The 26,541-nt window shown below is 71.5% G+C and carries 25 protein-coding genes; 9 read left to right on the forward strand and 16 right to left on the reverse strand.

Features of this window, described 5'->3' with window-relative positions:
* Positions 1-151: 151 nt before the first annotated feature.
* Both ACZ63I_RS33040 and ACZ63I_RS33045 read right to left on the reverse strand, forming a co-directional pair.
* Complete coding sequence (locus ACZ63I_RS33040) at positions 152-1,702, reverse strand: APC family permease (protein ID WP_469343049.1); 1,551 nt, start codon at positions 1,700-1,702, stop codon at positions 152-154.
* Between the two features lie 36 nt (positions 1,703-1,738).
* A complete protein-coding gene (locus ACZ63I_RS33045; protein WP_469343051.1) occupies positions 1,739-2,704 on the reverse strand; it encodes a hypothetical protein in 966 nt (321 codons plus the stop codon).
* Positions 2,705-2,922: 218 nt separating this feature from the next.
* Between ACZ63I_RS33045 and ACZ63I_RS33050 the strand changes: the two genes are divergently transcribed.
* The gene (locus ACZ63I_RS33050; protein ID WP_469343053.1) at positions 2,923-3,360 is read left to right on the forward strand and encodes an ASCH domain-containing protein; all 438 of its coding nucleotides are present in this window, start codon (positions 2,923-2,925) and stop codon (positions 3,358-3,360) included.
* Positions 3,361-3,367: 7 nt separating this feature from the next.
* On the opposite strand, the gene ACZ63I_RS33055 is transcribed toward ACZ63I_RS33050, so the two are convergent.
* A complete protein-coding gene (locus ACZ63I_RS33055; protein ID WP_469343054.1) occupies positions 3,368-5,026 on the reverse strand; it encodes an FAD-binding dehydrogenase in 1,659 nt (552 codons plus the stop codon).
* A gap of 100 nt (positions 5,027-5,126) precedes the next feature.
* Here ACZ63I_RS33055 and ACZ63I_RS33060 point away from each other — a divergent pair, with 100 nt between their 5' ends.
* The 3 genes from ACZ63I_RS33060 to ACZ63I_RS33070 are packed head-to-tail and all read left to right on the forward strand — an operon-like array spanning position 5,127 to position 6,371.
* The gene (locus ACZ63I_RS33060) at positions 5,127-5,639 is read left to right on the forward strand and encodes an NUDIX hydrolase (RefSeq protein WP_469343056.1); all 513 of its coding nucleotides are present in this window, start codon (positions 5,127-5,129) and stop codon (positions 5,637-5,639) included.
* Positions 5,640-5,649: 10 nt separating this feature from the next.
* A complete protein-coding gene (locus tag ACZ63I_RS33065) occupies positions 5,650-6,042 on the forward strand; it encodes a YidH family protein (protein WP_469343057.1) in 393 nt (130 codons plus the stop codon).
* A complete protein-coding gene (locus ACZ63I_RS33070) occupies positions 6,042-6,371 on the forward strand; it encodes a DUF202 domain-containing protein (RefSeq protein WP_469343059.1) in 330 nt (109 codons plus the stop codon). The genes ACZ63I_RS33065 and ACZ63I_RS33070 overlap by 1 nt, the downstream gene beginning before the upstream one ends.
* 16 nt (positions 6,372-6,387) lie before the next feature.
* Here ACZ63I_RS33070 and ACZ63I_RS33075 read toward each other — a convergent pair whose 3' ends face one another.
* The gene (locus ACZ63I_RS33075; RefSeq protein ID WP_469343061.1) at positions 6,388-7,026 is read right to left on the reverse strand and encodes an NADPH-dependent F420 reductase; all 639 of its coding nucleotides are present in this window, start codon (positions 7,024-7,026) and stop codon (positions 6,388-6,390) included.
* 121 nt (positions 7,027-7,147) lie between these two features.
* On the opposite strand from ACZ63I_RS33075, the gene ACZ63I_RS33080 reads away from it, so the two are divergent.
* Positions 7,148-7,483: a winged helix-turn-helix transcriptional regulator gene (locus ACZ63I_RS33080; protein WP_469343062.1), complete on the forward strand. Its 336-nt coding sequence runs from the start codon at positions 7,148-7,150 to the stop codon at positions 7,481-7,483.
* A 24-nt stretch (positions 7,484-7,507) separates the two neighbouring features.
* Here the strand turns inward: ACZ63I_RS33080 and ACZ63I_RS33085 are convergent, their stop codons facing one another.
* On the reverse strand, positions 7,508-8,419 hold the full coding sequence (locus tag ACZ63I_RS33085; protein ID WP_469343064.1) for an SDR family oxidoreductase: 912 nt from the start codon (positions 8,417-8,419) through the stop codon (positions 7,508-7,510).
* A 173-nt stretch (positions 8,420-8,592) separates the two neighbouring features.
* On the opposite strand from ACZ63I_RS33085, the gene ACZ63I_RS33090 reads away from it, so the two are divergent.
* Entirely contained in the window at positions 8,593-9,192 is a 600-nt protein-coding gene (locus ACZ63I_RS33090) for a TetR family transcriptional regulator (RefSeq protein WP_469343066.1), read from the forward strand.
* 79 nt (positions 9,193-9,271) lie between these two features.
* On the opposite strand, the gene ACZ63I_RS33095 is transcribed toward ACZ63I_RS33090, so the two are convergent.
* The 3 genes from ACZ63I_RS33095 to ACZ63I_RS33105 are packed head-to-tail and all read right to left on the reverse strand — an operon-like array spanning position 9,272 to position 10,664.
* Positions 9,272-9,811, reverse strand: a complete 540-nt coding sequence (locus ACZ63I_RS33095; RefSeq protein ID WP_469343068.1) for a GNAT family N-acetyltransferase — start codon at positions 9,809-9,811, stop codon at positions 9,272-9,274.
* Positions 9,808-10,335: a GNAT family N-acetyltransferase gene (locus ACZ63I_RS33100; protein ID WP_469343070.1), complete on the reverse strand. Its 528-nt coding sequence runs from the start codon at positions 10,333-10,335 to the stop codon at positions 9,808-9,810. Before ACZ63I_RS33100 ends, ACZ63I_RS33095 begins: the two co-directional genes overlap by 4 nt.
* On the reverse strand, positions 10,332-10,664 hold the full coding sequence (locus ACZ63I_RS33105; protein WP_469343071.1) for a hypothetical protein: 333 nt from the start codon (positions 10,662-10,664) through the stop codon (positions 10,332-10,334). The genes ACZ63I_RS33100 and ACZ63I_RS33105 overlap by 4 nt, the downstream gene beginning before the upstream one ends.
* A gap of 1,107 nt (positions 10,665-11,771) precedes the next feature.
* Here ACZ63I_RS33105 and ACZ63I_RS33110 point away from each other — a divergent pair.
* Both ACZ63I_RS33110 and ACZ63I_RS33115 read left to right on the forward strand, forming a co-directional pair.
* Entirely contained in the window at positions 11,772-12,191 is a 420-nt protein-coding gene (locus ACZ63I_RS33110; RefSeq protein ID WP_469343072.1) for an ATP-binding protein, read from the forward strand.
* Positions 12,188-12,382, forward strand: coding sequence for a hypothetical protein (locus ACZ63I_RS33115; protein WP_469343073.1), 195 nt, complete (start codon positions 12,188-12,190; stop codon positions 12,380-12,382). Before ACZ63I_RS33110 ends, ACZ63I_RS33115 begins: the two co-directional genes overlap by 4 nt.
* An 11-nt stretch (positions 12,383-12,393) precedes the next feature.
* On the opposite strand, the gene ACZ63I_RS33120 is transcribed toward ACZ63I_RS33115, so the two are convergent.
* Entirely contained in the window at positions 12,394-13,080 is a 687-nt protein-coding gene (locus tag ACZ63I_RS33120; RefSeq protein ID WP_469343075.1) for a carboxylesterase family protein, read from the reverse strand.
* A 39-nt stretch (positions 13,081-13,119) separates the two neighbouring features.
* Entirely contained in the window at positions 13,120-14,061 is a 942-nt protein-coding gene (locus ACZ63I_RS33125) for a pseudouridine synthase (RefSeq protein ID WP_469343076.1), read from the reverse strand.
* A gap of 132 nt (positions 14,062-14,193) precedes the next feature.
* Here ACZ63I_RS33125 and ACZ63I_RS33130 point away from each other — a divergent pair, with 132 nt between their 5' ends.
* Positions 14,194-15,066: a DMT family transporter gene (locus tag ACZ63I_RS33130; protein WP_469343077.1), complete on the forward strand. Its 873-nt coding sequence runs from the start codon at positions 14,194-14,196 to the stop codon at positions 15,064-15,066.
* Between the two features lie 14 nt (positions 15,067-15,080).
* Here the strand turns inward: ACZ63I_RS33130 and ACZ63I_RS33135 are convergent, their stop codons facing one another.
* From ACZ63I_RS33135 to aroA, 6 genes are all read right to left on the reverse strand, one after another.
* Positions 15,081-16,766, reverse strand: coding sequence for a class I adenylate-forming enzyme family protein (locus ACZ63I_RS33135; RefSeq protein WP_469343078.1), 1,686 nt, complete (start codon positions 16,764-16,766; stop codon positions 15,081-15,083).
* A 76-nt stretch (positions 16,767-16,842) separates the two neighbouring features.
* On the reverse strand, positions 16,843-18,072 hold the full coding sequence (gene fabF, locus ACZ63I_RS33140; RefSeq protein ID WP_469343138.1) for a beta-ketoacyl-ACP synthase II: 1,230 nt from the start codon (positions 18,070-18,072) through the stop codon (positions 16,843-16,845).
* A gap of 67 nt (positions 18,073-18,139) precedes the next feature.
* A complete protein-coding gene (locus tag ACZ63I_RS33145) occupies positions 18,140-20,395 on the reverse strand; it encodes an oxidoreductase (RefSeq protein WP_469343079.1) in 2,256 nt (751 codons plus the stop codon).
* 111 nt (positions 20,396-20,506) lie between these two features.
* Positions 20,507-21,364, reverse strand: coding sequence for a 1-cyclohexenylcarbonyl-CoA reductase (chcA, locus tag ACZ63I_RS33150; RefSeq protein ID WP_469343081.1), 858 nt, complete (start codon positions 21,362-21,364; stop codon positions 20,507-20,509).
* On the reverse strand, positions 21,361-22,530 hold the full coding sequence (locus ACZ63I_RS33155; protein ID WP_469343082.1) for an acyl-CoA dehydrogenase family protein: 1,170 nt from the start codon (positions 22,528-22,530) through the stop codon (positions 21,361-21,363). The genes chcA and ACZ63I_RS33155 overlap by 4 nt, the downstream gene beginning before the upstream one ends.
* Positions 22,531-22,641: 111 nt before the next feature.
* On the reverse strand, positions 22,642-25,641 hold the full coding sequence (aroA, locus tag ACZ63I_RS33160) for a 3-phosphoshikimate 1-carboxyvinyltransferase (protein WP_469343083.1): 3,000 nt from the start codon (positions 25,639-25,641) through the stop codon (positions 22,642-22,644).
* Positions 25,642-26,541: the final 900 nt, after the last annotated feature.

Genomic DNA, 26,541 nt, shown 5'->3' on the forward strand with positions numbered 1-26,541 from the left:
GCGCCCCACCGGCGCGCCTTTGGGCGCTTCGGGAGCGCCGTTGCCGCTTGGTTGATGGTTCACGCTTCAATTGAACACCCGCGGCCGGGTGAAGCGGCCGGCCGCGGGTGTCCGTAAGGCTTTCGTCAGAACTCTCCGGTGCGGTGTCCCGTCACACCCGCGGAGCCGCTTCGGCCGCCGTCTGCGACTCGGCGGCCTTCTCCAGCTCGAACGCCTCGTTGCCGAGCCCGATCCTGGCGTGCACCTCGGGCTTGGTCGCACGCAGGACGAGTCCGAAGACCAGGCCGCCGACCAGGACGACGCCGATGATCGCGGGCAGGATCCAGCTCAGCGACGAGCCGGGGCCCGCGCCGACGAGGACGTCGAAGTCCTTGACCGTGTAGACGGCGACGACCACCAGCGCGACGCCGGCGAGACCCGAGGAGATCAGCCGCCACGCCTGGGCGCCGCCCGCGCCGCGCTTGACGAAGAAGGCGATCACGGCGAACGCGGCGGCGGCCATCAGCAGGATCACGCCGAAGGCCCCGATGTTGCCCATCCAGGTGAACAGGTGCAGCACCGGCGCCGTCGGGTCGCCGACCGGCTTGTCGTCGGTCAGCGCGAAGATCAGGATGACGACGATCGAGAACACCGACTGCAGCAGGGAACCCGCCGACGGCGCGCCGCTGGACTTGCTGGTGCGGCCGAAGCGGGCGGGCAGCAGCCCCTCGCGGCCCATCGCGAAGGCGTACCGGGCGACGACGTTGTGGAAGCTGAGCATCGCGGCGAACATGCCGGTCACGTACAGGACATGCAGCACATCGGTGAACGTCTTGCCGAGCAGCCCCTCGGTCAGGCCGAACAGCAGGTTCGGGCCTTCCTTGCCGGAGGCGGCGACGATCGCGGAAGGTCCGGCGGCCAGGGACAGCGCCCAGGCGCCGATGGCGAGGAACAGGGCGGAGATCCCGACGCCCAGGAACATCACGCGCTGCACGATGACGTGCGGGCGGTTGGTCTCCTCCGCGTACACCGGGGCCTGCTCGAAGCCGACGAAGGCGGCGATGCAGAAGCAGAGCGCGGTGCCGAAGCCGGCGCCGGTGAGCGTGTCGGGGTTGAACGCGTGGAGGGACAGGCCCTCCTTGCTCGGGTCGGCGACGGCGGAGACGTCGAAGATCAGGACCAGCGTCACCTCGATGAGCAGCAGCACACCGAGCACCTTGGCGTTGAGGTCGATCTTCAGCCAGCCGAGGACCGCGACGAGCACGGCGCCGGCCAGGGCGGGGATCCACCAGGCCACGCTCGTGTCGAGGTAGGTGCCGAAGAGGTTGGAGACCTCGAAGCCGAACAGCCCGTAGATGCCCACCTGCATGGCGTTGTACGCGACGAGCGCGACGAGCGAGGCCCCCGCGCCCGCCGTCGGGCCGAGGCCGCGCGCGATGTACGCGTAGAAGGCACCCGCGTTGTGCACATGCCGGCTCATCTCGGCGTAGCCGACGCTGAACAGCACCAGGACCACGCCGAGGATGACGTAGAGCAGCGGCTGACCGACGATGCCCATGACCCCGTAGACGGTGGGCATGACCCCCGCGACCGTCATCAGGGGCGCGCTGGCCGCCAGCACGGACAGCAGCAGCCCGGCGGTGCCGAGCCGGTTCGCGCGGAGCGCTCTCTCCTGCCCCTTGTACGTGTTTATCTCGCTCGTGGTCGAACTGCCCGTCGACATGGCAGAGGTTCCTTCCGGGAATCGGTGGTGCGTCGGTCAGGCGGAGCCGAGCGCGGCACTGCGCGCGGCGAGAAACGCTTTGTGGGGGTCGCGGTCCGGATAGGACCAGGGAGCGGGGGTGTTGTGGTCGCCGATGCGGTTGAACAGCGCTGCCGCCTCGGCCACCCTCCCCTCGTAGAACTGGGCGTGGGCGAGGAAGTTGAGGTCGACGCGGTTGCGCGGGTGCGCCTGCTCCTCGTACCCCCACTCCAGCCACCAGTCGAACGCCGTCTTGAGCACCTGATGGGCGCGCCGGCCGCTCCAGTGGGGCGACTCGGCGGGGTCGCCGGGTTCGCGGCCGGAAGCGGCCAGGACCCGGTAGCGCTCGGCGTGCGCGACGACGGGCAGTACGGCGAGCGGTGAGTCGGCCGGCGCCTGTTCGGCGGCCCAGGAGGCGAAGTCGTAGACCTCGTGGAGCGGGTCCTGCCCCACCTCGGCGTGGCGTTCGGCGAGCCGGGCCACCATCAGGTGGTGCGCGTGGTGGTGTTCCGGATGCCGGGTGCGGACCTCGTCGAAGAGCTGCATGGTCTCTTCCTCGGTGCCCCGCGTGCGGGCGAGGAGCAGCAGACCGAGCCAGGGGGTGGGGTCGGCCGGGGCGCGTCTGATCGCTTCACGGCAGGTGTCGCGCGCCCGGTACTCGGGCTCCTTGCCGCGCAGCGCGGCGATGACGTTCGCACAGGCGAAGAGCGTCGCCGCGTCGCTGCTCCGGGGTTCCACGACGAGCCAGTCCCGGCTCCAGGCGACGGCGCCCGACGCCTGCGCGAGGACGACGACGCGGTGGCCGCGGCGGTCCCAGTCGTCGCCGGTCGCCGCGAGCAGGGTACGCGCCTCGGACCAGCGGCCCTGAGCCAACTGATCGCGTACGCCTGCGAGTTCGGCGTCGTCGAGGGCCGGATCGAAGTGCTGGTCGGAGCGTGAGCCCCGTCTTCGGGAACGGCCCAGGGGCGGCGGAGGCGGAGACATCCGCGGAGTTCCTCCAGACCACGTGAATGAGCAATGATCGCGCACAGCAAAGCGGTACCCAGGGCCTTACGTCAAGAGCCGATTCGTTGTAATTGGACGTCAACTGTCACCCGGGTGACCTGGGTTGACCCGTCCCGAGACGCCGCCAAACATCGCTGACGGGTGCTTCTGCCCAGATGGGACGCCTTTCGGCCATCCTGGCTCGTAAGCTGACGCGCATGGAGAAACCCGAACCACTCCCGCCATATTTGCTCGCGTTTCCCGGGCCGACGCGCGACCGGCTGGTCGCCGCCGTCCTCAGCGGCGAGAAGGTCTCCACCACCGGTCTGCTCGCCGAGTTCGAGGCGGAGCGGGAGGAACTCCCGCCCGTGGGCGAGCGATCGGCGCTCATCGACTCGGCGGGCCGGGAGATCGCGGTGCTCGAACTGACCGAGGTGCGGGTCCTGCCGCTGGGCGACGTCGACCTGCGGCACGCGCTGGACGAGGGCGAGGGCCACACGTCGGTCGCCGAATGGCGCGCGGCCCACGAGCGGTTCTGGCACAGCGACGAGATGCGCGAGGCGCTGGACGACCCGGAGTTCACGGTGGACGACACGACACCGGTCGTCGCGGAGCGGTTCCGGGTGGTCCAACTGCTGCGTGAAGAGCCGAGTTGACGATGCGTCAGCCGACCGCCCGCGCCGCCGCCCGGCCCGCCACCCGCCCCGAGAAGATGCAGCCGCCGAGGAACGTGCCCTCCAGCGAGCGGTAGCCGTGCATCCCGCCGCCGCCGAAGCCCGCCGCCTCGCCCGCCGCGTACACGCCCGGCAGCGGCTCGCCGCTCTCGGTCAGCACCCGCGAGGACAGGTCGGTCTCCAGTCCGCCCAGCGACTTGCGGGTCAGGATGTTCAGCCGTACGGCGATCAGCGGTCCGGCCGCCGGGTCCAGGATCCGGTGCGGCGCCGCCGTGCGGATCAGCCGGTCGCCGATGAACTTCCTGGCGCCCCTGATGGCCGTCACCTGGAGGTCCTTGGTGAACGGGTTGGCGATCTCCCGGTCCCGCGCGCTGACTTCGCGGCGCAGCTCCGCCTCGTCGATCAGCGGCTCGCCGCCAGCGAGCGCGTTCATGCCGCGCACCAGCGCGCCCAGGTCGTCCTCCACCACGAAGTCGACGCCCTTGTCCATGAACGCCCGTACCGGGCCCGGCACATCGGCCCGCGCCCGGCCGATCACGTCCCGCACCGACTTGCCGGTCAGGTCCGGGTTCTGCTCGGAGCCCGAGAGGGCGAACTCCTTGCCGATGATCCGCTGGTCGAGGACGAACCACGTGTACTCGTAGCCGGAACGCATGATGTGCTCCAGCGTCCCGAGCGTGTCGAAGCCGGGGAACAGCGGCACCGGCAGCCGCTTGCCGCGCGCGTCCAGCCACAGCGACGAGGGCCCCGGCAGGATCCGGATGCCGTGCCCCGGCCAGATCGGGTCCCAGTTCTGGATGCCCTCGGTGTAGTGCCACATCCGGTCGCGGTTGATGTGATGGGCGCCCGCCTCCTCCGTGACACCGATCATCAGCCCGTCGACATGCGCGGGCACGCCGGTCAGCATCGTGCGCGGCGGGGTGCCGAGCCGCTCGGGCCACTGGGCGCGTACGAGGTCGTGGTTGCCGCCGATGCCGCCGGAGGTCACGATCACGGCCTGCGCCCGGAGTTCGAAGGCGCCGGTCGCGGTACGGCTGCTCGCGGCGCCGCGCGCCGCGCCGCTCGGCTCCAGCACCTCGCCCGTGACGGTGTCCACGGCGCCGGCCGTCCGGCCGAGCCCGGTCACCCGGTGCCGGAAGCGGAAGGACACCAGGCCCCTGGCGACCCCGGCGCGCACCCGCCGTTCGAAGGGTGCCACGACGCCAGGCCCGGTGCCCCAGGTGATGTGGAAGCGCGGCACCGAATTGCCGTGACCCGTCGCGTCGTACCCGCCGCGCTCCGCCCAGCCGACGACGGGGAAGAACCGCATCCCCTGCCGGTGCAGCCAGTCGCGCTTCTCGCCGGCCGCGAAGTCGACGTACGCCTCGGCCCACTTGCGCGGCCAGTGGTCCTCGGCCCGGTCGAACCCGGCCGTGCCGAGCCAGTCCTGGGTCGCCAGCTCATGGCTGTCCTTGATCCGCATCCGGCGCTGCTCGGGCGAGTCGACGAAGAACAGCCCGCCGAAGGACCAGTGCGCCTGCCCGCCGAGCGCCTGCTCGGGCTCCTGGTCGACGACGATCACGGAGCGGCCCGCGTCCACCAGCTCGGCGGTGGCGACGAGCCCGGCGAGGCCGGCCCCGATCACGATCACATCGGCGTCGTACGCCATCGGGTTTCCATCCTTAGCTGGGCGGTCCGGGGGCTCACGCGCTCCGGGTGCTCCGATACTCGGTACGCGCGAGTAACTAGTCAACTGATTGGATGGAGCCATGACCCCGGAAGAGGAAATCCTGGACGTCGTCGACGAGCACGACCACGTCGTCGGGCAGGCCCCGCGCGGCGAGGTCTATGCGAAGGGGCTGCGCCACCGCGCCGTCTTCATCCAGGCCAGGGACGCGGAGGGCCGGATCTTCGTGCACCGCAGAACGCCGGTCAAGCTGATCTTCCCCTCGCTGTACGACATGTTCGTCGGCGGTGTCGTCGGCGCGGGCGAGAGCTACGACGACGCGGCGCTGCGCGAGGCCGAGGAGGAGCTGGGGGTGTCCGGACTGCCCGCGCCCGTACCGCTGTTCAGGTTCCTGTACGAGGCGGCGGACGGCGGGCAGAGCTGGTGGTCCTCCGTCTACGAGGTCCGCTGCGACCTGCCCGTGCACCCGCAGGCCGAGGAGGTCGCCTGGCACGACTTCCTCACCGACGCCGAACTGGAGCGCAAGCTCGGCGCGTGGGAGTGGGTGCCGGACGGCCTCGCGGCGTACGAGCAGCTCAGAGCCCGCCGCGCGTAGGGTGCCGCGGGTGAGCGACTTTGCACGGAGCCTGCGGCTGTGGTTCGCGCCGCAGCGCATAGGCGACGAGGGCGAGACCCCCGACTACCGCTTCTCGCTGGCCAACGAGCGCACGTTCCTGGCGTGGATCCGCACCGCGCTCGCCCTGGTCGGCGGCGGCTTCGCGGTCGACCAGTTCCTGCCGAGGCTGGGCGGCGGCGTACGGGCCGGGCTCGCCGTGGCACTGCTCGCCGTCGGCGCGCTGTCCGCGCTGCGGGCCGTCAACCACTGGGTGCGCTGCGAGCGCGCGATGCGGCGCGGCGACGATCTGCCGGTGACCCGCTTCCCGACGCTGCTGAGCCTGGCCGTCGGGGTGGTCGCCGTGGCGATGCTGGTCGTCGTCCTGCTGGGCCGGGCCGGCTGATGGCCCACGCACGCGCCGGGGACCGGGAGGGCGCGGACCCCGGACTCCAGCCGGAACGCACCCAACTGGCCTGGCGGCGCACGACGCTCTCGTACACCGTGGCGGCCGTACTCGCCGCCCGGCAGGTGCTCCACCAGGGCGGCACGGCGGCCGGTGTCACGGCGCTCGCACTGAGCGCGCTCGGCTGGGTGGGCTTCCTGGCGGTGGCCCACCGCCGGGTCCTCGCACTCAGCACGCCCCGTCCGAGGCCGATCCGCCTGCGCGGCACGGTCACGGCGGCCGCCTGCACGGTGGCGCTGGCGGCGTTCGGCGCGACGGCGCTGTTCTGACCACCGCCTCAACGGCTCAGCCAGTCGCGAGGGCGAACGGCGGCAGCATCGCCCGCGGGTCCTGACCGGTCTGCCACAGCCCGATGAGGAACGCGGTGGCGGCCTCCAGCAGGTCGGCCCGTGCGAGCCCGCCGCCGTCGTACGGGACACAGCCCGTGTCCCGTACGAGCGTGCGGACGACCTCCAGCGCGGCCTCGTCGTCACCGCACAGCGGCACGGCCAGCGGCCCCTCGGGCCCCGCGGGTCCGTGCAGCCGCCAGACCCCGCCCGCCACATGGTTGAACGCCTTGACGACACGCGCCCCGGTCACCTCGGCGATCTGCCGGGCCGCGCCGGGACCGGCGCCGGTGGTGAGCAAGAACCCGGGTCCGACGGCGTTGGTGCAGTCCACGAGCACCCGCCCGCGCAACCGCCCCTCCCCGGCACCGGCTGCCGCGACGATCCCGGCGACGGCGTCGTACGGAACGGCGAGCAGCGCCGCGTCCCCGTGCAGCACGGCCTCCTCAGGCGTCCCCGCCCGCCCCCCGAGCCGCCCGGCCACCTCCCGCGCCCGCGCGGCCGACCGCCCGCCGACGAGCAGTTCGTGCCCGGCGGCGGCCCAGTGCCGACCGAGCCCTTCGGCCATGGTCCCCGTACCGACGATCCCGATGCGCATGCCCAGTTGCCCTTCCGCCGTTCGTGTGGCGTCGCGGTCAGCTCGTGACCTGACGAGAAGGACGCTAGACGGGCCGCCGGTAACCGTTCGGTGCCCGCGCGGGCTGGTACAAGTGGATGCCATGGAGCGGGTACTCGCCGACTGCCGGGCCAGACTCGGCTTCGATCTGCTGGCCAACACCTGGAACGCGGTGGTGATCACAGCCCTGGCCGAGGGCCCCCGCCGGCACGGCCAACTACGCACGGACATCGGCGGAATCAGCGCCAAGGTCCTCACGGAAACCCTCCGCAGACTGACGGCCTGGGCCCTGGTCGAACCCACCCCCACACCGGGCCCGCCCGGCTACCAACTCACCGACCTGGGCCGCACCCTGCTACCCCCGATCGCGGCCCTGGGCCACTGGTCGGCAGAGCACGGCGACGCGTTCGCGGCAGCCCAGAACTGGGACGGCGACTGACGTGCGGCGCGTTTGGCTCCGGGGTCAGGACGCCGGTGCGGTGAGGTAGTCGCCGTGCTTGAGATCGTCGAGCAGGGTCGGGTGGGTGGGCGACCAGCCGAGCAGTTCCCGCGTGTGAGCGCTGGAGACAGGCGCGTCGAAGCCGTAGACCTTGGCCATGAACGGGCTGGCGTAGTGCCCGGCAGCCTGGTCGGGCGTCAGTGAGACCGTCGGCAGGTCCAGGCCGCGGGCGATCGTCTGCGCGATGTCCTTCATGGTGACGCCGCTTTCGGCCACCCCGTGCAGCACGCTGCCGGCCGGAGCCTGCTCCAGCGCCAGCCGGAACAGGACCGCGGCGTCGAGCCGGTGCACCGCGGGCCACCGGTTGGCGCCGTCGCCCACATAGGCCGAGACGCCGGTCTTGCGCGCGGTGGCGACGAGCATGGGAACGAAGCCGTGGTCCTCGGGGCCGTGGACGGTGGGAGCGAGGCGGACCACGCTCGCGCGTACGCCCAGAGCGGCGAAGTCCAGACAGGCTCGCTCGCCCGCGATACGGAAGGCGGCGATGCCGGTCGGGTCCGGCTCGTCCTTCTCGGTGCTCTCCCGGCCCGCGGGCATGACCAGCGTGCCCGAGGTGACGACGAGCGGCTTGCCCGAGTGTTCCAACGGCCGGCCGAGCGCCTGGATCGCGGTCCGGTCGCGCCTCATCATGTCGTCGAGGTCGGAGAAGTCGCCGCCGTAGGCCATGTGCAGAACGCCGTCGGCTGCTTCGGCGCCGCGGCGCAGGCTGTCGTGGTCGTCCAGGGAGCCGCGGTGCGGCGTGGCGCCGAGCGACGCCAGCCGGGCGGCGGCAGCATCGGAGCGCGCCAGACCGGTGACGTCGTGACCGGCCGCGACGAGCTCGGCGACGACGGCGGGGCCGGTCTGGCCGGAACCACCAGTGACGAAAATATGCATGGAAACGCTCTCTCTGCGGGGGTGCGCACGGGTCGATGCATCAGCGACACAGGCAGAAGCCTTCCTTTAACGCCAGCCACTGGCGCTAAGTAACGCCAGTCACTGACACTACGTAGCGCCAGTCACTGGCGTCAAGCGCTGCCGGTCGCCGGCGTGTGCGATATCTTCGGGGGGTGCCACGAAGCGGAGCAGAAGCGCGCCGCCGCCTTCAGCAGGCGGCTCTGGAGCTGTACCGGGAGCGCGGGTTCGACCACACCACCACGGCCGAGATCGCCGCCCGAGCGGGTATCAACGAGCGCACGTTCTTCCGGCACTTCCCGGACAAGCGCGAGGTGCTCTTCGACGGCGAAGCCGACCTGCGCGCCGCGCTGGTACAGGAGGTAGCCGACGCCCCCGACGGCCTACAGCCGCTCGATATCCTGCTGAGCGCCTTCCGCAAGGCCGGCCGAATCCTTGAGGAGAACCGCCCGTTCTCCGAGCCGCGGCTGGCGGTCATCGCCAGGACGCCGGCGCTCCGAGAACGCGACTTGGCCAAGGGCGCAGCCCTCACGGAAGCCATGGCGGACGCGCTACGCCGACGCGACGTCCCCGCCCGGCTGGCCGATCTGGCCGCACACACCGGCTGGGCCACCTTCCACCACGCGGCCCAAGCCTGGATCGACGACCCCGCACAGCCCTTGGACGCCCACCTCCTCCAAGCGTTCAACGACCTACGCACCTTGACCACGCCGGCCCCGACCGCCACGCCCGCCCCGGCGCGACCGGAAAGCTGACACCGCTCCGCGCGCGACCACGAGCATGACCAGATCGGCGGTCATCGGAGGCGGCTCCACTCCGATCGGCAACGGTCGGTTACAACTGCTTCGTCAGGGATTCGAACACCGGAGAATTGTCGAAGGGCTGGATATCGCCGAGCTTCTGCCACCCCCAGGCGTAGTACGCGGAGCGGGCCGGGGTGTTCTTCGGGTCCACCAGGATCGTGCCGAGGGCTTCGGGGCGCGCGGCGAGGAGTTCGTCGTGGAGTCGTCTTGCGATGCCGTGCCGCCGGTACGGCGGCCGGACCATCAACTCGGATATGGCGAAGACCTCTTCCTGCGTCGTCAGTTCCCGTATGCGGTCCGGGACGGCACCCTTGAACCCGCCCCACCATGTGCCGGACGGGGCGATCCCGAAGCCGAAGATGAACCCCACCAACTCGCCGTCCTGGTGGGCGGTGACGAGGTCGAAGCCCGGCCGCCGCACATACGCGTCCAAGCGGTCCAAGAATCCGGCACGTGACCGGAAGGCTCCGTCGAGCTTCTCGGCGTACGCCTCCTCATACACATCGGCGTGAGTCTCCCGCCGACTCTGGGCTTCTTTACCGTCCAACCGGTGGAGTTCGACGTCTGTCATGACAGGAGCGGCAGGTCGATCAGCATCACCGCGTACACGGGGGAGTCGGGAAACGGTTGCCGTTCCCCGACCTTCCGGTACCCCCAGCTCTCGTACAGGGCCTGTACCCGGGGGTGCGCGGTGTCGACCAGCAGGACCGCGAGGTCTTCGTCGCGGTCGTCCATCAGGGCACGGGACAGCACAGCGGCGGCCCCGGTCTTCCGGCGATCCGTGCGCACGGCCAGTTCGGAGAACGAGAACGTGCGGTGCTTCTCCGGTGCCGGATCCAGATGCTCACGCCACCACTCACGGTCCGGCGCCGCGGGTGCGCCGTACGCGAATCCGACGGCTTCGTCACCGTCGTACGCGATGACACAGGAGAAGCCGGGGTTGCCGCCCCAGTGGTCGACGAACCACGGGAACCGTTGGTTGAAGTCGTCATCCATCGCGTCGGCGTAGGCGTCGGCATGGATGTCGATGAGGGTCTGCCGAATCTGTGGCAAGTCGTCATGGGTGAAGTGGCGCACGACCAGATCGGCGGTCATCGGGTGCGGCTCCATTCGGATCGGTAACGGTCGCCCCACTCTCGCGTGGCAGGGGCGTCCGGCGCCACTGTGATCAGGTCACGGTAGAAGTCGCCGAGAAGGGACCGCATCCTTCCGGGGATCGGAGCTCCCGACATGAGAGCGAAAACTTCGTCGGCGGACGAAGTGGCCTGTTCGACCTCACGCTGATGGAGCTGCGCCAACGCGAGGCGCGCGGTGGCGAGGGCCCGGTTGCGGCGGAACTGCGCCGGGATCGTGGCCAGAGCCTGGTGAGAAGCCGCTTCCGACTCTGCGGGGTGCCCGAGCCGGTCCCGCACGATGGCCGTCATGGCATTCAGCTCCGACGGTCCGTAGAACGCGAGCCAGCTCGGCCGAGGTTGACCGGCGGTGACCTTGCTGAGTGCTTCCTCCGCGTATCCCAGGGACCGCAGGGCGGCGACCGAGTCGCCGAGATTGGAATGGGCCCACGGCGGTGCGCGCGTGGGCGAGAGAGGCGTACAGCGGATCACGTCGGGTGATCGCGGTCGCTTGCGCGGCGTGGGCCGCGTCGACAGCGTCGGTGAACCGTTGCCGTTGATGCGCGAGCATCGCGTACGAGTTCCACACCCGCATTTCGACAGTCGAGTCTCTTGCCATGCCCGCCAGCCACAAGGCCCGCTCCAGGTGCGCCTGTGCGCGGTTGGACTGGCGGGCATCAAATGCGGACCACGCGGCTGTAGCGGTGTAATCAGCGGCAACACCGAACAGGCGTTGGCGAATCCGCTGAGAAGCCGCCGAATTCTGTAAGTCGAGAACCTGAGCCGCCCCCGCCAAGGCGGCGCGCTCCAGCCCTTCGTGGCCACCCCGGGTGTCGTCGAGAGCCATCAGTGCGTCGAGGCCACCGCGGAGTCGGATCACATCGGAGGTACCGACCCTGGTCGGTCGTTCATCGGCGTGGGCCAACGCGCCGGCGGCTGCTCCGGTTGTCGCGGTGAGAAAGTTCCTGCGCCTCACGGGCTGCTCCGGTGGGGTGGTGCGGATGCGGGTTCCCGCCGGTGGGGTGAACCCCAACTCTTCGGCGGTGCACCCGAATACTGCCTCCAAGGCGACGCGCTGCCTCGGATGGGGCCACCGGGTCTTTCCGGTCAGCCAGTTGCGGACTGTTCGGTCGCTGACCGTTCCGTCGTAACCGCCTGACCGCAACCAGGCGTTCACGGCCTCGGCCAACCCTGCCTGCGTGTGATCGGACTCCTGCAACGCCCTGTTGAGGCCCTCGTTCCCCTCCACCACACCACCGTAGCGATTCGTCCCTGACGGTAAGCCCCGTACCAGAGGAATTTCCGGTCCTCGGTAACCCTCGCGCACGCGACTTTTCCTCCTCGGCGACCGTGCGGAGTCGTTGACTGAGTGAGGGCCCAACGCCCTCGCATCCCGCACATTCAGACGATGAGGTCCTGATGACCGTGAGCGCAGAGACCCGCCCCACGGGGCACCCCGGATACAGCGAGACCCTGCCCCGCGCGCCGCAGAGTGCCGCTGTTGCCCGCAGGTTCGTTCGGACTGTCCTTGCCGTATGGGGACTTGAACACCTGGGCGACGACGGTACGGCGATCGTCACCGAGATGGTCGCCAACGCCGTCCAGCACACCCGCTGCGATCACATCAAGGTGTCGGTGCTCCGCCCGGCACCGGAATACGTGCGGATCGCGGTCACCGACCGGGACCGCACCTTGCCGGTGTGCCGTGCCGCCCACGACGACGAGGAAGGCGGCCGAGGTCTCGTGCTCGTTGCCGCGCTGGCCGATCGGTGGGGCACCGACTGCTTCCCCTGGGGGAAACGCGTGTGGGGCGACCTCAAGAGCGGAGACGCGTTATGAGCGACGAACGCAAACCGTGGGTCGGTGACCAGGTGTGGGACGAACAGCGCAAGCGGGACGGCTACATCACCGACGTCCGCAAGGGAGGCTTGTACATCCTCCGTCCCGTGTCAGGCGGGACGACGACGTGGGTGTCGGACCGGCCGGATCTCCTGACGATCCGCGTACCCCGCGAGAAGCGCGCCGACTGACGCGCGCGGGCTCAGTCGGTGCGGTGGTGGGAGAGGAGCCAGTCGTAGACGGCGGGGTTCTCGTAGGTCTCGGTCCAGGAGTCGTGGCCGACGCCCTCGTATCTGGTGAAGCGAACGTCTGCGCCGAGGGATTCGAGCTCGGCCACTATCTTCTCGGTGAGCTCGATCGGGACGGTCTTGTCCTCCTCGCCGTGGAACGTCCAGACCGGCAGGTGGCGGATGGGGGTGACGCCTTGCAGCCACAGGCCTCCGCAGATCGGGGCGATGGCGGCGAAGCGTTCGGGGTAGCGGACGGCCAGGCTCCAGGTGCCGTAGCCGCCCATGCTCAGGCCCGTGGCGTAGACGCGGGACGGGTCGATGCGGTGGTCGGCGGCGATCTCGTCCAGGAGTCCGGCGAGTGTGGTCAGCTCGGCGACCCATTGGCTGGGTTCTGGGCACTGCGGGGTGGCGAGCACGAAGGGGAACTCGTGGCCGGCCTCGGCGAGTTTCGGCAGGCCGTGGACCGTCGCCGAGTCCAGGTCGGAGCCGCGTTCGCCGGCGCCGTGCAGGAACAGGACGAGCGGCCACCTGCGCTCGGTATCGGAGTCGTAGTCCTCCGGCAGGTGGAGGAGGTAGGGCAGGACGTCGGCCGGGGCGGGGTCGCCGTCGAGTGATTCGTGCTTGCGCGCGGCTGGGGTGACGCTTCGGATCTTGCGCATCACATGCACCTCGATCGAGTCGTGGGAGTCGGGCCCGTATCAACTGTCGAGTGAAGGCCCGGCGAGCCGCAACCCGCTTTCGAAGCGCAGGTGTTCGCCGGTCACCGGGTCCCGGAACTCCAGCACCTTCGCCAGCAGCCGCAGCGGGCGGGTGTAGTCGTCCGGTGCCTCCGGGAGGACCGTCGGGTACAGCGGGTCGTCCAGCAGGGGGAGGCCCAGCGCGTTCATGTGGACGCGCAGTTGGTGCGTGCGGCCGGTGGTGGGCAGCAGGCGGTAGCGGGCGTGGTCGGCGCCGGCGTCGTGGGACAGCAGTTCGACCCGGCTCTCGCTGTTCGGCTCGCCCGGCACCTCACGCGCCGTCAGGACCCCGCGCTCCTTCTCGATGCGGCTGCGGACCGTCGTCGGCAGGGCCAGCGCCGGATCGTACGGGGCGATCGCCTCGTACTCCTTGCGGACCCGCCGGTCCCGGAACAGGGTCTGGTACGCGCCGCGCAGCTCCGGGCGTAGCACCAGCAGGACGAGGCCCGCCGTCAGGCGGTCCAGGCGGTGAGCCGGCTGGAGTTCTGGGAGGTCAAGTTCGTGGCGGGCCCTGGCCACCAGCGTCTGGGTGACATGGCTGCCGCGCGGGGTCGTCGCCAGGAAGTGCGGTTTGTCGGCGACCACGATCCGCTCGTCGCGGTACACCACCCCGATCTCGAACGGCACCCGCTCCTCGGGCGCCGCATCCCGGTGGAACCACAGCCAACGGCCCACGGTGTACGGCTCCCCCGGCGCGACGGACCGCCCGTCCGCGTCCACGAACCGTCCGTCGCGGAACATGCCGTCGACCTCCGGCACCCCGACGGCCCCGGCGAACCGTGCGACCAGATGGTCCCGCACGGTGGGCCAGGCCCCCGCAGGGTCGGCCGGGAGCCGCAGCCGCACCGGGTCGACGCCGTTCCGCTGGGGCAGCGGAGCCGGCGGGATTCGTTTTCTGCGCACCCGCCGCCTCCGTGTCTGTGGGGCCTCCCGGCCGGCTCCTGAACCGCTGGAACGTACCTCATTCGGACCGTGCGGGCGCTCTCGGCCAGGTCCGGAGGGGGTTCCCGGGGCCCCGACCCGCATGATGGTCCGGTGATCAGTGTCCTGTTCGCCGTACTGACCGCCATCAGCAACGGCTCCGCATCGGTGCTCCAGCGCCGCGCCGCTTCCACCGTCCCCGACAAGGAGGCGATGCACCTCTCGCTGATCGGGCAACTGCTGCGGCAGAAGGTGTGGCTGGCGGGGATCGGCCTGGTGATCGTGGCAGCCGCCTGCCAGGCCATCGCCCTCGCCACCGGCGCCATCGCCGTGGTCCAGCCGATCTTCGTCATCGAGCTGCCGTCGACCCTGCTGATCGCCGGGTACGTCTTCCACTCCAAGCTGCCACGCTCGGCCTGGTACGGCGTCGCCGCCGTGACCTTCGGGCTCGCGCTGGGGATGGCCAGCGCGGCGCCGGGCGGCGGCAGCGAGACCGTGAGCGGAGTCGCCTGGATCCCCGCGCTGATCATCACCGTGGGGTTCGAGGCCGTCCTGATCTCGGTGGCCGTGCGGGTGCGCGGCAATCCGCGGGCCGCGCTGTTCGGACTCGCCGCCGCCTGCGGGTACGCGCTGACCGCCGCCCTGATGAAGGACGCGGTGGCGCGTCTTGAGGACGGCGACGGCGTCGTCGCGCTGTTCGCCTCCTGGCAGCTCTACGCCACGGCCGTCGCCGGGGTCGGGGCGCTGTTCCTGCTGCAGAACGCTCTGCAGGCAGGCTCGCTGGTGGCGTCCCAGCCGATGCTCACCCTCGGCGACGCGCTCATCAGCATCACGTATGGCGTGACGCTCTTCGGCGAGACCCTGCGCACCGGCTGGTGGCTGCTGCCCGAGCTGGCGGGACTCGGGCTGGTCGCCGCCGGATGCGTGGAGCTGGCGCGCTCCCCGCTCGTCTCGGGGAACGCGCCGCCGCCGCGCCGGGTCCGCTGAGGCCCGGACACGATCTAGAGGCGCTCCAGCAGTCCGGCCGCCGCGTCCGCCGCCACCTGCTCGCGCACCTGGTAGTGGATCTTCTTGCCGGTCGCCGTCGTCGGCAGCGCGTCCACGAACCGGTAGGCGCGCGGCCGCTTGTACGGGGCCAGCATCGGGTGCGCGCGGCAGTGCTTCTCGCAGTCCTCGGCGGTCAGCGCGGGGTCCTTGCGCACCACGTACGCGGTGACGAGCTGCCCCCACTCCGGATCGGGCAGCCCCACCACGGCCGAGTCCGCGACCCCCGGCAGCTCGGCCAGGATCTCCTCGACCTGTACCGGGTGCACGTTCTCGCCGCCCGACAGGATCATGTCGTCCCGGCGGCCGACGATCGTGACGTACTCATCCTCGTCCCAGGTCGCCAGGTCCCCGATGTAGAGCCAGCCGTCCCGGAAGTTCTCCGCCTCCTCGTCGGGCCGTCCGACGTAGCTGTAGCCGGACTTGGGGGAGCGGACGATCACCTCGCCGATCTCCTGGCCGTCCTTGGCCGCCAGATCGTCCGGCGCCGCCCGCCGGTCCTCGTAGACCTTGACGATCGCCACGTCGTCGTCGGTGGAGGCGCGCCCCGCGCTGCCGGCGTGCTCCGGCAGGTCCACCGGGCGCAGGAAGGTGTTCCAGAACGCCTCGGTCGTGCCGTAGCCGTTGAAGATCCGCGGTGTGAGCACCCGCTGGTAGCGCAGGGCCGCCGCCCGGTCGAGCGGGGCGCCCATGGTGACGATGCCGCGCAGCGTCGACAGGTCGCGCCCCGACCGCTCCTGCGCTTCGGCCAGCCGCTCCAGATTGGTCGGCGCGCCGATCAGGAAGGTGAGGCCGCGCTCCTGGACCAGATCGAGGACGGTGTCCGCGTCGAAGTGCCGCAGCGGCACCACCTCGGCGCCCGCGTAGAACACCGGGTTGGGGCCGCCCGCGTACAGGCCGCCCCGGTGGAACCACGGCGTCATGTTGAGCGTGCGGTCCTCGGGCGACAGCGGGAAGTGCATGATCACGTCATGCGCGGAGAGCACTTCGGTGGCGTTGTTCAGCGGTACGCCCTTGGGCAGGCCCGTGGTGCCTGAGGTGTAGAGCCGGGTGGTCTCCGTGTAGATACCGCCGGCGGGCTCGGGCAGCGGCGCCAAGTCCGCGCCACCGGCGGCCAATTCTGCGAACGGTACGGAGCCCGGCAGCGGCCGGTCGTCGAAGGCGCCCGAGTCGACATGGGCGACCAGCGCCGGCGTGTGCCCGGCGAGCGACAGCGCGCGGCCCGCGTTCTCGGCGACGGCCGTGTCGTACACGAAAGCGGCGGGCCGTCCGCTGTCCAGTACATGGGCCGTCTCGCCCGGCGCGAGGCGGAAGTTGACGGGGGAGCCGATCGCGCCGAGCCGCTGGGTGGCCAGATAGAGCAGCGCGAACTCCGGCCCGTTGAAGAGCTGGTACGCCACCAGGTCACCCGCCCGCACCCCGGCGGCGGCGAGCCCGGCGGCGAAGCGCTCGGTCTCGGCGGCCAGTTCGGCGTACGTCCAGCTCCGCCCGGTCGCCGGGTCGGACATGGCGGTCTTGCGCGCGTACCGGTGCGCGTTGCGCCGGAAGCCGGACCAGTACGTGAACTGCCGCTCGAAGACGGCGCGGAAGGCGGCCGGGTCGTAGCCGGGCGGAGGAGTGTCTATCGGATCCGGGGTGTTCATCGCGTTGTTCCTTCGTTCCTTGTGGTGTTCCTGGTGGGCGGCGGAGGGGGTCAGACGGCTGTCAGCGCGGAGGGGGTCAGACGGCTTTCAGCACGGCCACGCAGTTCTGGCCGCCGAACCCGAAGGCGTTGACCGCGGCCGCCCGTACCCCGGTCTTGCGTGCCGTGCCGGGCACGTAGTCGAGATCGCACTCCTCGCCCGGCGTTTCGAGATTGATCGTCGGCGGTACGACCCCGTCCCTGATGGCCAGCGCGCACACCATCGCCGACAGCGCGCCCGCGGCGCCGATGAGATGGCCGACCATCGACTTCGGCGAGCTGATCGCCGTGTCGTACGCGTGCGTCCGGTAGACCTCCTTGATCGCGCGGGTCTCGGCGAGGTCGTTGATCCGGGTGCTGGTGCCGTGCGCGCAGATGTAGTCCACATCGGCCGCCTCGGTGCCCGACGAGCGCAGCGCCCCGCGCATCGCCGCCACCGCGCCGGCGCCGCTCGGGTCCGGCGCGCTGACATGGAAGGCGTCCGAGGTCAGCGCCCCGCCCGCGATCTCCGCATACGCCGTGGCGCCCCGCGCGCGGGCGTGCTCGGCCGACTCAAGGACGCAGACGACGGCGCCCTCGCCGAAGACGAAACCGTCCCGGTCGGCGTCGAAGGGCCGGCTGGCGCGGGCCGGGTCGTCGTTGCGGCGGGACAGTGCACCCATGTTGGACAGCCCGGTGAACATCACCGGCGTGATCGCCGAGTCCGTGCCGCCCGCGATCACCACGTCGGCCTCGCCCGACAGGATCAGCCTGCGCGCCTCCAGCAGGGCGTAGATCCCGCTGGCGCAGGCCAGCGCGCTCGCCGTGACCGGGCCGCGCACACCGAGGTCGATGGCGACCTCGCAGGCCGGCATGTTCGGGATGACGGATGACACGAAGTACGGGGAGACGCCGCGCGGATCGGCGTGCATCAGGTCGACGGCCGCCTCGACGCCGTCCATCCCGGCGACCGCGTTGTTCAGGACGATCCCGACGCGCTCGGCGTCGATGCCGCCGTCCGCGGCGCCGACCGTGAGGCCCGCGTCGGCCACGGCCTCCCGCGCCGCCGCCACGGCCAACTGCGAGAAGCGGGCCGAGCGGCGCTGCCGCTTGCGGTCGAAGAGGTCGGCCGGGTCGAAGCCCTTGACCTCGCCCGCGATCCCGGTCGCCATCCCGGACGCGTCGAAGCGCGTGATCGGGCCGATCCCCGACGTGCCCGCGAGGAGCGCCTGCCAGGTGCTTTCCCGGTCGTTGCCGACGGGGGTGAGGGCGCCGAAGCCCGTCACCACGACTTGCTGGTTGTTCTGCACGGCATTCCTCCTGCTCGGACCACGATCCGGCCGTGGCTGTGAAAAGTCACCGGCTCTGCGCGGTCTGGGTCTGCGTGATCCGGCTCTGCCCGGTCCGGGCTTGCTCGGGTCCGTTCTGCTCGGTCCCGTTCTGCTCGGTCCGGCGTTGCTCGGTCCGGTTCTGCTGCTGCGCGCTCCGGCTCCGCGCGATGCGGTGCGCGGCCCGCAGCCCTTCCGCCGTGGCCCGCACGGCGTTGAGCCCTTCGGTGCCCGCGGCGCCGCCCGCCGTCTCGAACGGGATGCCGGCCGCGGTCAGCAGGGCCGCCGCGTCCCGCTCCGGTTCCTGTCCGGCCGCGAGCACCACGTGGTCGGCCGCGACGAGTCGGGGCTGCCCTTCGGCGTCCACGATCCGTACGCCGTCGCGGGTGATCTCCTCGTACCGCACCCCGGTGAGGGTGCGGACCCCGGCCGAGCGCAGCTCCGCCATGACCACCCAGCGGGTGCTCGGGCCGATGCCCGCGCCGATCCGGCCGGTGCGCCGCATCAGGGTCACCTCGCGCGGAGCGCGCCCCGGAAGGTGCTCGGCCCGCGTCGCCGGGGGCGCGGCTGCCGGTGCGAGCGTGTCCAGGCCGTGCGTGTCCAGGCCGTGCGCCGCCAGGTCGTACGCGGCTAGGCCGTGCGCCGCCAGGAACTCCTCCGGCGTCACCTTCGCGTACGGATCGCCGGTCAGCAGATGCGCGAGGTCGACCGCGATCCCGCCGCCGCCGACGATCGCGACGCGTGGGCCGAGCGTGTGGGGGTCGGCGAACGCCTTCGGGTAGGCGACCACATGGGGCAGCGCCAGGCCGGGCAGCGTCGGCAGGTACGGCACGACACCGGTCGCCAGCACCACCCCGTCCAACTCCCGCAGCGCCGCGAGATCGCCGTGCCCGATCCGGTGGCCGAGCCGCAGCGGTACGCCCAACTCGCCCAGCTCCCGCACCCGGTGGCGTACGGTCTCGCCGAACTCGGCCTTGCCCGGCACCCGGGCGGCCAGCCGGAACTGGCCGCCGGGCTCCGCAGCCGCCTCGAAGACCTCGACCCCATGGCCGAGCCTGGCCAGCGTCCTGGCCGCCTCAAGTCCTGCGGGCCCGGCCCCGATCACGGCGTACCGGCCCGCGCCGCCGGGCGCGGGCCGCGCCCGCGCGGGGAACTCCCGCTCGTACCCCGCCCGCGGGTTGACGAGGCAGGACACCCGTTCCGTACCGAAGGAGCGGTCGATGCACGCCTCGTTGCAGGCGATGCAGATGTCCACCGAATCGCCGCGCCCCGCGCCGGACTTGGTGACGATCTCCGCGTCGGCGAGGAACGGCCGGGCCAGGGCGACGAAATCGACCTCGCCGCCCGCCAGGACCTCGTCGGCCTGCGCGAGCCGGTTGAAGCGGTTGGACGCGATGACGGGCAGCGCGCCATGGCCGGCGGCCCGCAGCGCCCGCTTGATCTCCTTGGCGTGCACCGCCCAGGTACCGGCAGGCACCTGCGCCTGCACCGTGGGGACCTGCGCCTCGTGCCAGCCGACCCCCACCGCGAGCGCGTCGGCGCCCGCCTCGGCCAGGGCCACGGCCAGCGCCGCCGTCTCCTCGCGCGGCGTCCCGTCCTCCACCAGGTCGGCGCCTGACATCCGGAACAGCACGGGGAAGTCGGGCCCGACCTCGGCCCGTACGGCACTGAGCACCGCGACGGGGAAGCGCCTGCGCCGCTCCGCGTCGCCGCCCCACGCGTCACCGCGCCGGTTGGTGAGCGGCGCGGTGAACTGGTTGATCAGATAGCCCTCCGAACCCATCACCTCGACGGCGTCGAAACCCAGGTCACGCGCCACGCCCGCGCCCCTGGCGAAATCGGCGACGGTCGCCAGGACCTCCTCGTGCGTCAGCTCCCTCGGCGTGGCGCGGGCGAACCGGCTGAAGACGGCCGACGGCGCCACCGGCGGCCCGCCGTCCGTGCCGGGCGCGCCGGGCAGCGCGTACCGCCCGGCGTGGAAGAGCTGGAGGGCGAGCAGACCGCCCGCCTCGTGCACCGCGTCCGCCGCCCGGCGCAGCGCGGCCCGGTGGCCCGGGTCGCCGGCCATGCTGTACCCGGGCCCGCCCGCGCCCGCCGGACTCACCGCCGTCCCGCCGGTGACGATCAGCGCGGCGCCGCCCCTGGCGCGCTCCTGGTAGAAGGCGGCGAGCGCGGCGCCGCCGTCGTCCAGGGTCTCCAGGTTGAGGTGCATGGCCCCCATGACGACGCGGTGCGGCAGGGGCAGGCGACCGATGGCGCCGGGCCGGAAGACGTGGTCGAGCACGTGTGGTTTCCCTCTCCTCAGTAGCTCCCAGGCAGTGGCACCCAGGCAGTGGCACCCAGGCAGTCGCTGTCAGGCAGTCGCTGTCAGGCAGTGGCTCCCAGGCAGTCGCCGTCAGGCGTCGCGCGTCGGGCGCGGCGGCAGCGACAGGGCCCCACCGGTCTCGGAGTGGAACGGCGGCGCGACGATGCTCAGCCCGCCGTCGACCACCAGCGTCTGGCCCGTGATGTAGCCGGACCCCGCGCCCAGCAGGAACAGCACCGTGTCCGCCATCTCCTGCACCGTCCCCGGCCGGTTCGCCGGGATCCGGTCGAGGACGCTCTCCATCGGCGCCATGCCCTCGACCTTGTTGTAGAAGTAGTCCAGCGAGTCGGAGTCGATCAGCCCGCCGTTGACCCCGTTGACGTTGATGCCGTACGGCGCGAACTCCACCGCCATGTACCGCACCCACGACTCGATGGCGGCCTTCATCCCGCCGAGCATCGCGTACGTCGGATAGGCGCGGACCGAGCCGTACGAGGACAGCGCGACGATCCGGCCGCCGTTGTCCATCAGCTTCACCGCCTCCTGCGCGCCGAGCACGAACGGCCGCAGGTTCATCGCGTACGACCGGTCCAGGTGGTGCGGACCGACATCCACGATGTTCTTGAACGCGCTCGCCGCCGCGTTCGACACGAAGTGGTCGAGCCGCCCGCAGCGCCGCGCCACCTCGTCGAACAGGGCCTTGACGCCCTCCGTCGTCTCGACGTCCGCCTGGACGGCGAAGCCGCTGCCGCCCGCCTCCTCGACGTCGGCGACGGTCTTCTCCGCCAGATCGGCGTTCTTCTTGTAGTTGACGACGACCGTGCCGCCCTGCCGGGCGAGGGTGAGGGCCAGGGCGCGGCCGATACCGCGCGAGGCTCCCGTGATCAGCGAGACCTGCTCGCCGCTGCCGCTGCTGCTGCCGCTGCCGCCGCCCTGCTGCCTGCTCATAGGGCCGTTCCTTCCGTGTCGTCGGCCGCCGCGCGCTGGAGCAGCTCGCGGAAGACCACTGCCTTCTGCACCTCGTTGGTGCCTTCCTCGAAGCGCTGCGCGCGGGCGTCCCGGTAAACGCGTTCGATCTTCTGGGACTTCCAGTAGCCGAGCCCGCCGTGGATCTGCAGCGCCTTGTCGGTGACGTTCGTCAGCATCGTCACGGCGTGCATCTTGGCCATGGACGACTGCATCGACGCGTCGTCGTCGCCCGCCTCGAAGCGGCGCGCCGCGTGCAGGACGAGCTGCCGCGCCGCCTCGATGTCGGCGGCGTTCTCGGCGAGCATGAACTGGATCGCCTGGCGCTGGGTGAGGGACTTGCCGAACGTCACCCGGCTGCGCGCGTAGTCGATCGCGAGGGACTGCGCCCGCTGCGCGAGCCCCACACAGCTCATCGCGACGGAGATCCGCGAGGGGGTGAGGAAGCCGCCGAGGAAGACCTCAAGGCCCTGGCCCTCGGCGCCGAGCCGGTGGTCGACCGGCACCGGCGTACGGTCGAAGGTCAGCGACGCGTGGTCGGTGCCCGTGACCCCCATGGTGTTGGACGTGTCCTCGGCGGTGAGCCCCGCAGCGTCGCGCGGCACCAGCAGTGCGACGGTGCCCTCGTGCCCCGAGCTGCCCTCGACCCGCGCGGCCAGCAGGTAGTAGTCGCAGCGCATCCCGAAGGTGATCAGGTGCTTGCGGCCCGAGAGGTAGTACGTGTCGCCCTCCCGCACCACCGACGTGGTGATGTCGGCGCCGGTGCCGTTGCCCGGCTCGGTCAGTGTGAAGGCGATCTTGATCTCGCCGGTGACCGAGGGGATGACGAAGCGCTTGCGCTGCTCGTCGGAGGCATGGCCGTCCATGGAGCGCCAGATGCCGTTGACGACATGCACGATCATCCGGATCGAGCCGTGGGAGCGGGAGAAGACCTCCATCAGCTCCATCCACCGCGCGAAGCCCAGCCCTTCGCCGCCGTATTCGCGGGGCGCGGCGATGCGCAGGAAGCCCAGGCTGTTCAGCTCGGCCCACAGCTCCTCCGGCACCTCGCCGGTCTCCTCGATCCGCTCGGCCCAGCGTTCGCCCGGCCCCTCCACCCACCGCTCGACCTGCTCGCGGAGTTGTGGGAACCGCTCTTCTCGCGTCATGTGCTGCTTCTGCCTTCTTCTTCCGTCATGCCTGTCATGCCTGAGTGATACCCGGCGGGTGTCAGTGCGTGTCAGTGCGTGTCAGCGCCTGTCAGTGGGTGTCAGCGCGTGTCAGCGCTGGTCTTCGATGTGCGGGCGCAGCCCCCGGGCCCGCTCGCGCAGTTCGAACTTCTGCACCTTGCCGATGGGGTTGCGGGGGAGCGCCGTGATCGGCTCGCACCGCTCCGGCCAGTACTGCTTGGCGACCTGGTGCTCGTCGAGATAGCGGCACATCGCCTCGAACCCCAGCTCGGCGCCGTCCTTGCCGACGACGAAGGCGCAGGCCCGCTCGCCCAGCCGCTCGTCGGGCATGGCCACGACGGCGACGTCGTCGACCGCCGGGTGCGCGAAGAGCAGTTGCTCGATCTCGGCGACGGGGATCTTCTCGCCGCCCCGGTTGATCACGTCCTTGACGCGGCCGGTGATCCGCAGGAAGCCGGAGCCGTCGATGGTCGCCAGGTCGCCCGTGCGGTACCAGCCGTCCTCGGTGAAGACCTCCGCCGTCAGATCGGGCCTGCCCAGATAGCCGTCGAACACGGTAGGGGAGCGCAGTTCGAAGTTGCCCTCCTCGCCCGCGGGCAGCACCCGGCCCACTTCGTCGGTGACGCGCAGCTCGATGCCGTCCAGCGCCCGCCCGTCGGAGCCCCAGCGCTGGCCGGGCTCGTCGGACGGCGCCGACAGCGCGCCGAGGCAGGTCTCCGTCGTACCGAACGCCCCGCACACGTCGGCGCCCAGCACCCGGCCCGCCCGCTCGGCCAGACCGCGCGGCACGGTCGCGCCGGTGGCCACGAAGATCCGCAGGGAGCGGGGTGTGTCGCCGCTCTCCTCGACCGTCTTGACCAGGTCGGAGAGGAACGGCGTCGCCGCCTGTACGAAGGTCGCGCCGTGCTCGTTCAGCGACCGCACGGCCCGCTCGGGGTCCCATTCGGACTGCAGGATCTGCGGTACGCCGAGGACGGTCGCCAGCACCATCCCGTACAGGAACCCGGTCTGGTGGGCGAGCGGCGACGGCACCCAGATCGCGTCGTACGCGCCGAGCCCGAGGTGTCTGATCTCCATGGACGCGGCTCTGACCAGATGCGCCGACGGCTGGGTCACGCCCTTCGGCTCGCCGGTGGTGCCCGAGGTGAACAGCAACTGCGCCGTCATCGCCGGGGTGGGTTCGACCGCGTCGAGCGCCGCCCTGTCGATCGCCGTGTCCGCGAGCGCCTGCTCCCAGTCGTGGACGGCGGGGCCGCCGGCCGGGAAGTCCGGCAGCCGCGCGGTGCCCTTGGCCGAGGGGAGTACGACGACGTGTTCGAGCGCGGAGCTGTCCTCGGCGGGCAGGCCCAGCAGTTCGTCGGCCGGGCGGCGCGACCGGTAGCTGTCGGCCACCACCAGCACCCTGGCCCGCGAGCGGCGCAGTACGTGCCCGACCTCGCGCTCCCGGAAGAACGGGATGATCGGGCAGCACACGGCGCCGATCCGCAGGCACGCCAGGGACAGCACCACGAACTCGGCCCGGTTGGGGAGCTGGTAGGCGACATGCTCACCCGGCCGCACCCCGAACCGCAGCAGTGTCGCGGCCGTCCGCTCGACGCGCTCGGCCAGCTCCCGCCAGCTCACGGTCTCGTCGCCCTCGGGCTGTACGTCCACCACAGCGGTGTCCTCGGGGCGGGCGGCGGCCCGCCGCTCCAGCCACTCCGGCAGGGTGATCCGCGCGGCCAGCTCCGGCTTGCCGACCTCCTTCTCCAGCCGCCGGACCGCGGCCCTGCCGGGCCTGGTCCCGCCGTCCTCGACCGACATGGGTACTCCGAGGGTGTTCATCGCGTCGAGGAACGTCGGATACGAGATCCGGTACGCGTTCGGGTAGGTGAGGGTCGAGTGGCCGCGGGCCCGGGAGGACGCCACGGCCAGCGACATCAGCACCCGGTGGTCGTTGAACGACGACAGCTTCGCGCCGACCAGCGCGCCCACCCCGCGCACCCGCAGCGCGTCGCCGGACAGTTCCAGATCGCCGCCCATGGCGTTGAGCTGGAGCATCGCCGCCGCCCTGTCGGACTCCTTGAGCCGGGTGTGCGCGATGTTCTCGAACACCGACTCGCCGTAGGCGAAGCTGCCGAGGGTGGCCAGGATCGGCAGCATGTCGGGCACGTCGCGGCAGTCGACGGTGACGGCCTTCAGCTCGGGCGCCCGCTGCCTGATCCGTACCCCGCCCGCCGCCTCGTCCAGCTCCATGGGCACGCCCATCGCCCGAGCGATGTCGAGGAAATGGAACTCGGGATGGTCGGCGGGCCCGCCTTCGAGCCGGGCCATGCCGCGCAGCAGCACGTCGGACGGGTGCAGGGCCGCCGCGGCGATACCGAAAGCGGCCGAGCCGATGTCGGGCGGCAGCGTCAGCTCGGTGGGCACGGCCGCCTGCCCGGGGGCGATGTCGAAGCGCCGCCAGTCGGCCGAGACGCTCACCTCAAGGCCGAACTGCCGCATCATCGCGACGGTCAGCTCCAGATAGGAGCGCTCGTTCAGCGCGCCCTCCACCTCGATGGTGGTGGGCCCCGTCGCGAACGGCGCGAGCAGGATGAGCCCCGAGATCCACTGCGAGAGCGTCCCGGCGATCCGGACCTGGCCGCCGGCCGGCCGGCGGCCCTGGACATGCACGGGCGGGCAGTCGTCCGCCGATTCGAGCTGGACCCCGAGCTGCCGCAGCGCCGTCAGGAGCGGACCGACGGGCCGGCGCCTGAAGTACTTCTGGCCGGTCACGGTGACCGGCCGGTCGGAGAGCGCGGCCAGGCCGATCATGAAATAGAGGGTGGTGCCGGAGCTGCCCGCCGACACGGCGGCGCGGCGCGGCCGGTAGCGGCCGCCGAGACCGTGCACCACGAACGTGTCACCGTCCGTCGTGATCGTGACACCGAGGCCGCGCAGCAGTCCGACGGTGTACTGGACATGCCGGGCGTCGGAGAGCCCGTGCACCCGGCTGACCCCGTCGGCGAGCGAGGCGAGGATCAGCGCGCGGTGCGCGTGGTACTTGGAATTGGGGACGAGGACTTCACCGGATAGCTGGTGCTGGATCCCCTTGACGAGAAGATGCATGTGGGCGTGCTACTCCCTGGCCATGGGCGGGCACACCGCGTCACGGAGGGCGAGCGCCGGAGCCCCGCGGCGGCCGGGGCGCGGGGCGCCGGGGCAGCACGAACAGGGCCTCGGACGCCGGAGTCCCGTGGCTCGGTGTTGGAACCGTCCGCAAGACGGCAGTGGTTACGTTATGAAACCGGGCGCGGTCAGACGTGTGACATCGCCGGTCGATCCGAGGAGTAGCCCATACGAGGGATGCGGGCCCCGGCCGGTGCCTGCCGCTGATTCGGGTGATGTGTGGGGAGCGCGGGGGTGGGGCGCTCGTGGGGGACTAGTCGCCGTGCGCGGGTGGCGACATCCGGCGACGTACGGGGAAGAGCGTCCGGATGGCGAGCCCGCGCGTGCCGGCGCCGGGGAGGCGGGGGCGGTGCTGAGGATGCTCGGTCATACGAGCTTTATATCAATGCCCGGTACATCTATCCATCCTGCCCCTGCTCAGGAGCGAGCGTAGGCTGCGGCCGGATTCCGTCGGTACGAGAGGGAAAGCAACCATGACTGGACGACTGACCGGAAAGGTCGCCTTCATCACCGGAGCCGCACGCGGGCAGGGCCGGGCGCACGCGGTGCGGCTGGCGCGCGAGGGGGCCGACATCATCGCGGTCGACCTGGCGGGACCGCTGCCGCACGTGCCGTACGATTCGCCGACCCGAAGGTCGCCATGGCCGTCCCGCGGATCGCCGGGCTGCGCACCGAGGCGCACCCGGGCTGGCTCTCCCGCTACGAGGACGCCCGCTCGTCCCTCGACCTCGGCACGGAACCGGCGCAGGTCCGGCTCGGCGGCCAAGGGCCACTCGCTAGCGGCCCTGCGCCCGCGCATCCGCGGCTGACAGGTCTTAGGACCGCCTTGAGCAGACCTCC

Source organism: Streptomyces sp. NPDC087906 (assembly GCF_055584925.1).

Bases quoted from the DNA above. Each gene is read 5' to 3' on its own strand.
- ACZ63I_RS33105 (WP_469343071.1), bottom strand. From the start codon at position 10,664: ATGACGGCCATCGTGCGGGACCGGCTCGGGCACCCCGCAGAGTCGGAA.
- ACZ63I_RS33075 (WP_469343061.1), bottom strand. From the start codon at position 7,026: ATGCGCATCGGGATCGTCGGTACGGGGACCATGGCCGAAGGGCTCGGT.
- ACZ63I_RS33040 (WP_469343049.1), bottom strand. From the start codon at position 1,702: ATGTCGACGGGCAGTTCGACCACGAGCGAGATAAACACGTACAAGGGG.
- ACZ63I_RS33080 (WP_469343062.1), top strand. From the start codon at position 7,148: ATGGAGCGGGTACTCGCCGACTGCCGGGCCAGACTCGGCTTCGATCTG.
- ACZ63I_RS33070 (WP_469343059.1), top strand. From the start codon at position 6,042: ATGGCCCACGCACGCGCCGGGGACCGGGAGGGCGCGGACCCCGGACTC.
- chcA (WP_469343081.1), bottom strand. From the start codon at position 21,364: ATGAGCAGGCAGCAGGGCGGCGGCAGCGGCAGCAGCAGCGGCAGCGGC.
- ACZ63I_RS33045 (WP_469343051.1), bottom strand. From the start codon at position 2,704: ATGTCTCCGCCTCCGCCGCCCCTGGGCCGTTCCCGAAGACGGGGCTCA.
- ACZ63I_RS33085 (WP_469343064.1), bottom strand. From the start codon at position 8,419: ATGCATATTTTCGTCACTGGTGGTTCCGGCCAGACCGGCCCCGCCGTC.
- ACZ63I_RS33115 (WP_469343073.1), top strand. From the start codon at position 12,188: ATGAGCGACGAACGCAAACCGTGGGTCGGTGACCAGGTGTGGGACGAA.
- ACZ63I_RS33120 (WP_469343075.1), bottom strand. From the start codon at position 13,080: ATGCGCAAGATCCGAAGCGTCACCCCAGCCGCGCGCAAGCACGAATCA.
- ACZ63I_RS33135 (WP_469343078.1), bottom strand. From the start codon at position 16,766: ATGAACACCCCGGATCCGATAGACACTCCTCCGCCCGGCTACGACCCG.
- aroA (WP_469343083.1), bottom strand. From the start codon at position 25,641: ATGCATCTTCTCGTCAAGGGGATCCAGCACCAGCTATCCGGTGAAGTC.
- ACZ63I_RS33055 (WP_469343054.1), bottom strand. From the start codon at position 5,026: ATGGCGTACGACGCCGATGTGATCGTGATCGGGGCCGGCCTCGCCGGG.
- ACZ63I_RS33050 (WP_469343053.1), top strand. From the start codon at position 2,923: ATGGAGAAACCCGAACCACTCCCGCCATATTTGCTCGCGTTTCCCGGG.
- ACZ63I_RS33100 (WP_469343070.1), bottom strand. From the start codon at position 10,335: ATGACCGCCGATCTGGTCGTGCGCCACTTCACCCATGACGACTTGCCA.
- ACZ63I_RS33155 (WP_469343082.1), bottom strand. From the start codon at position 22,530: ATGACGCGAGAAGAGCGGTTCCCACAACTCCGCGAGCAGGTCGAGCGG.
- ACZ63I_RS33060 (WP_469343056.1), top strand. From the start codon at position 5,127: ATGACCCCGGAAGAGGAAATCCTGGACGTCGTCGACGAGCACGACCAC.
- ACZ63I_RS33095 (WP_469343068.1), bottom strand. From the start codon at position 9,811: ATGACAGACGTCGAACTCCACCGGTTGGACGGTAAAGAAGCCCAGAGT.
- ACZ63I_RS33110 (WP_469343072.1), top strand. From the start codon at position 11,772: ATGACCGTGAGCGCAGAGACCCGCCCCACGGGGCACCCCGGATACAGC.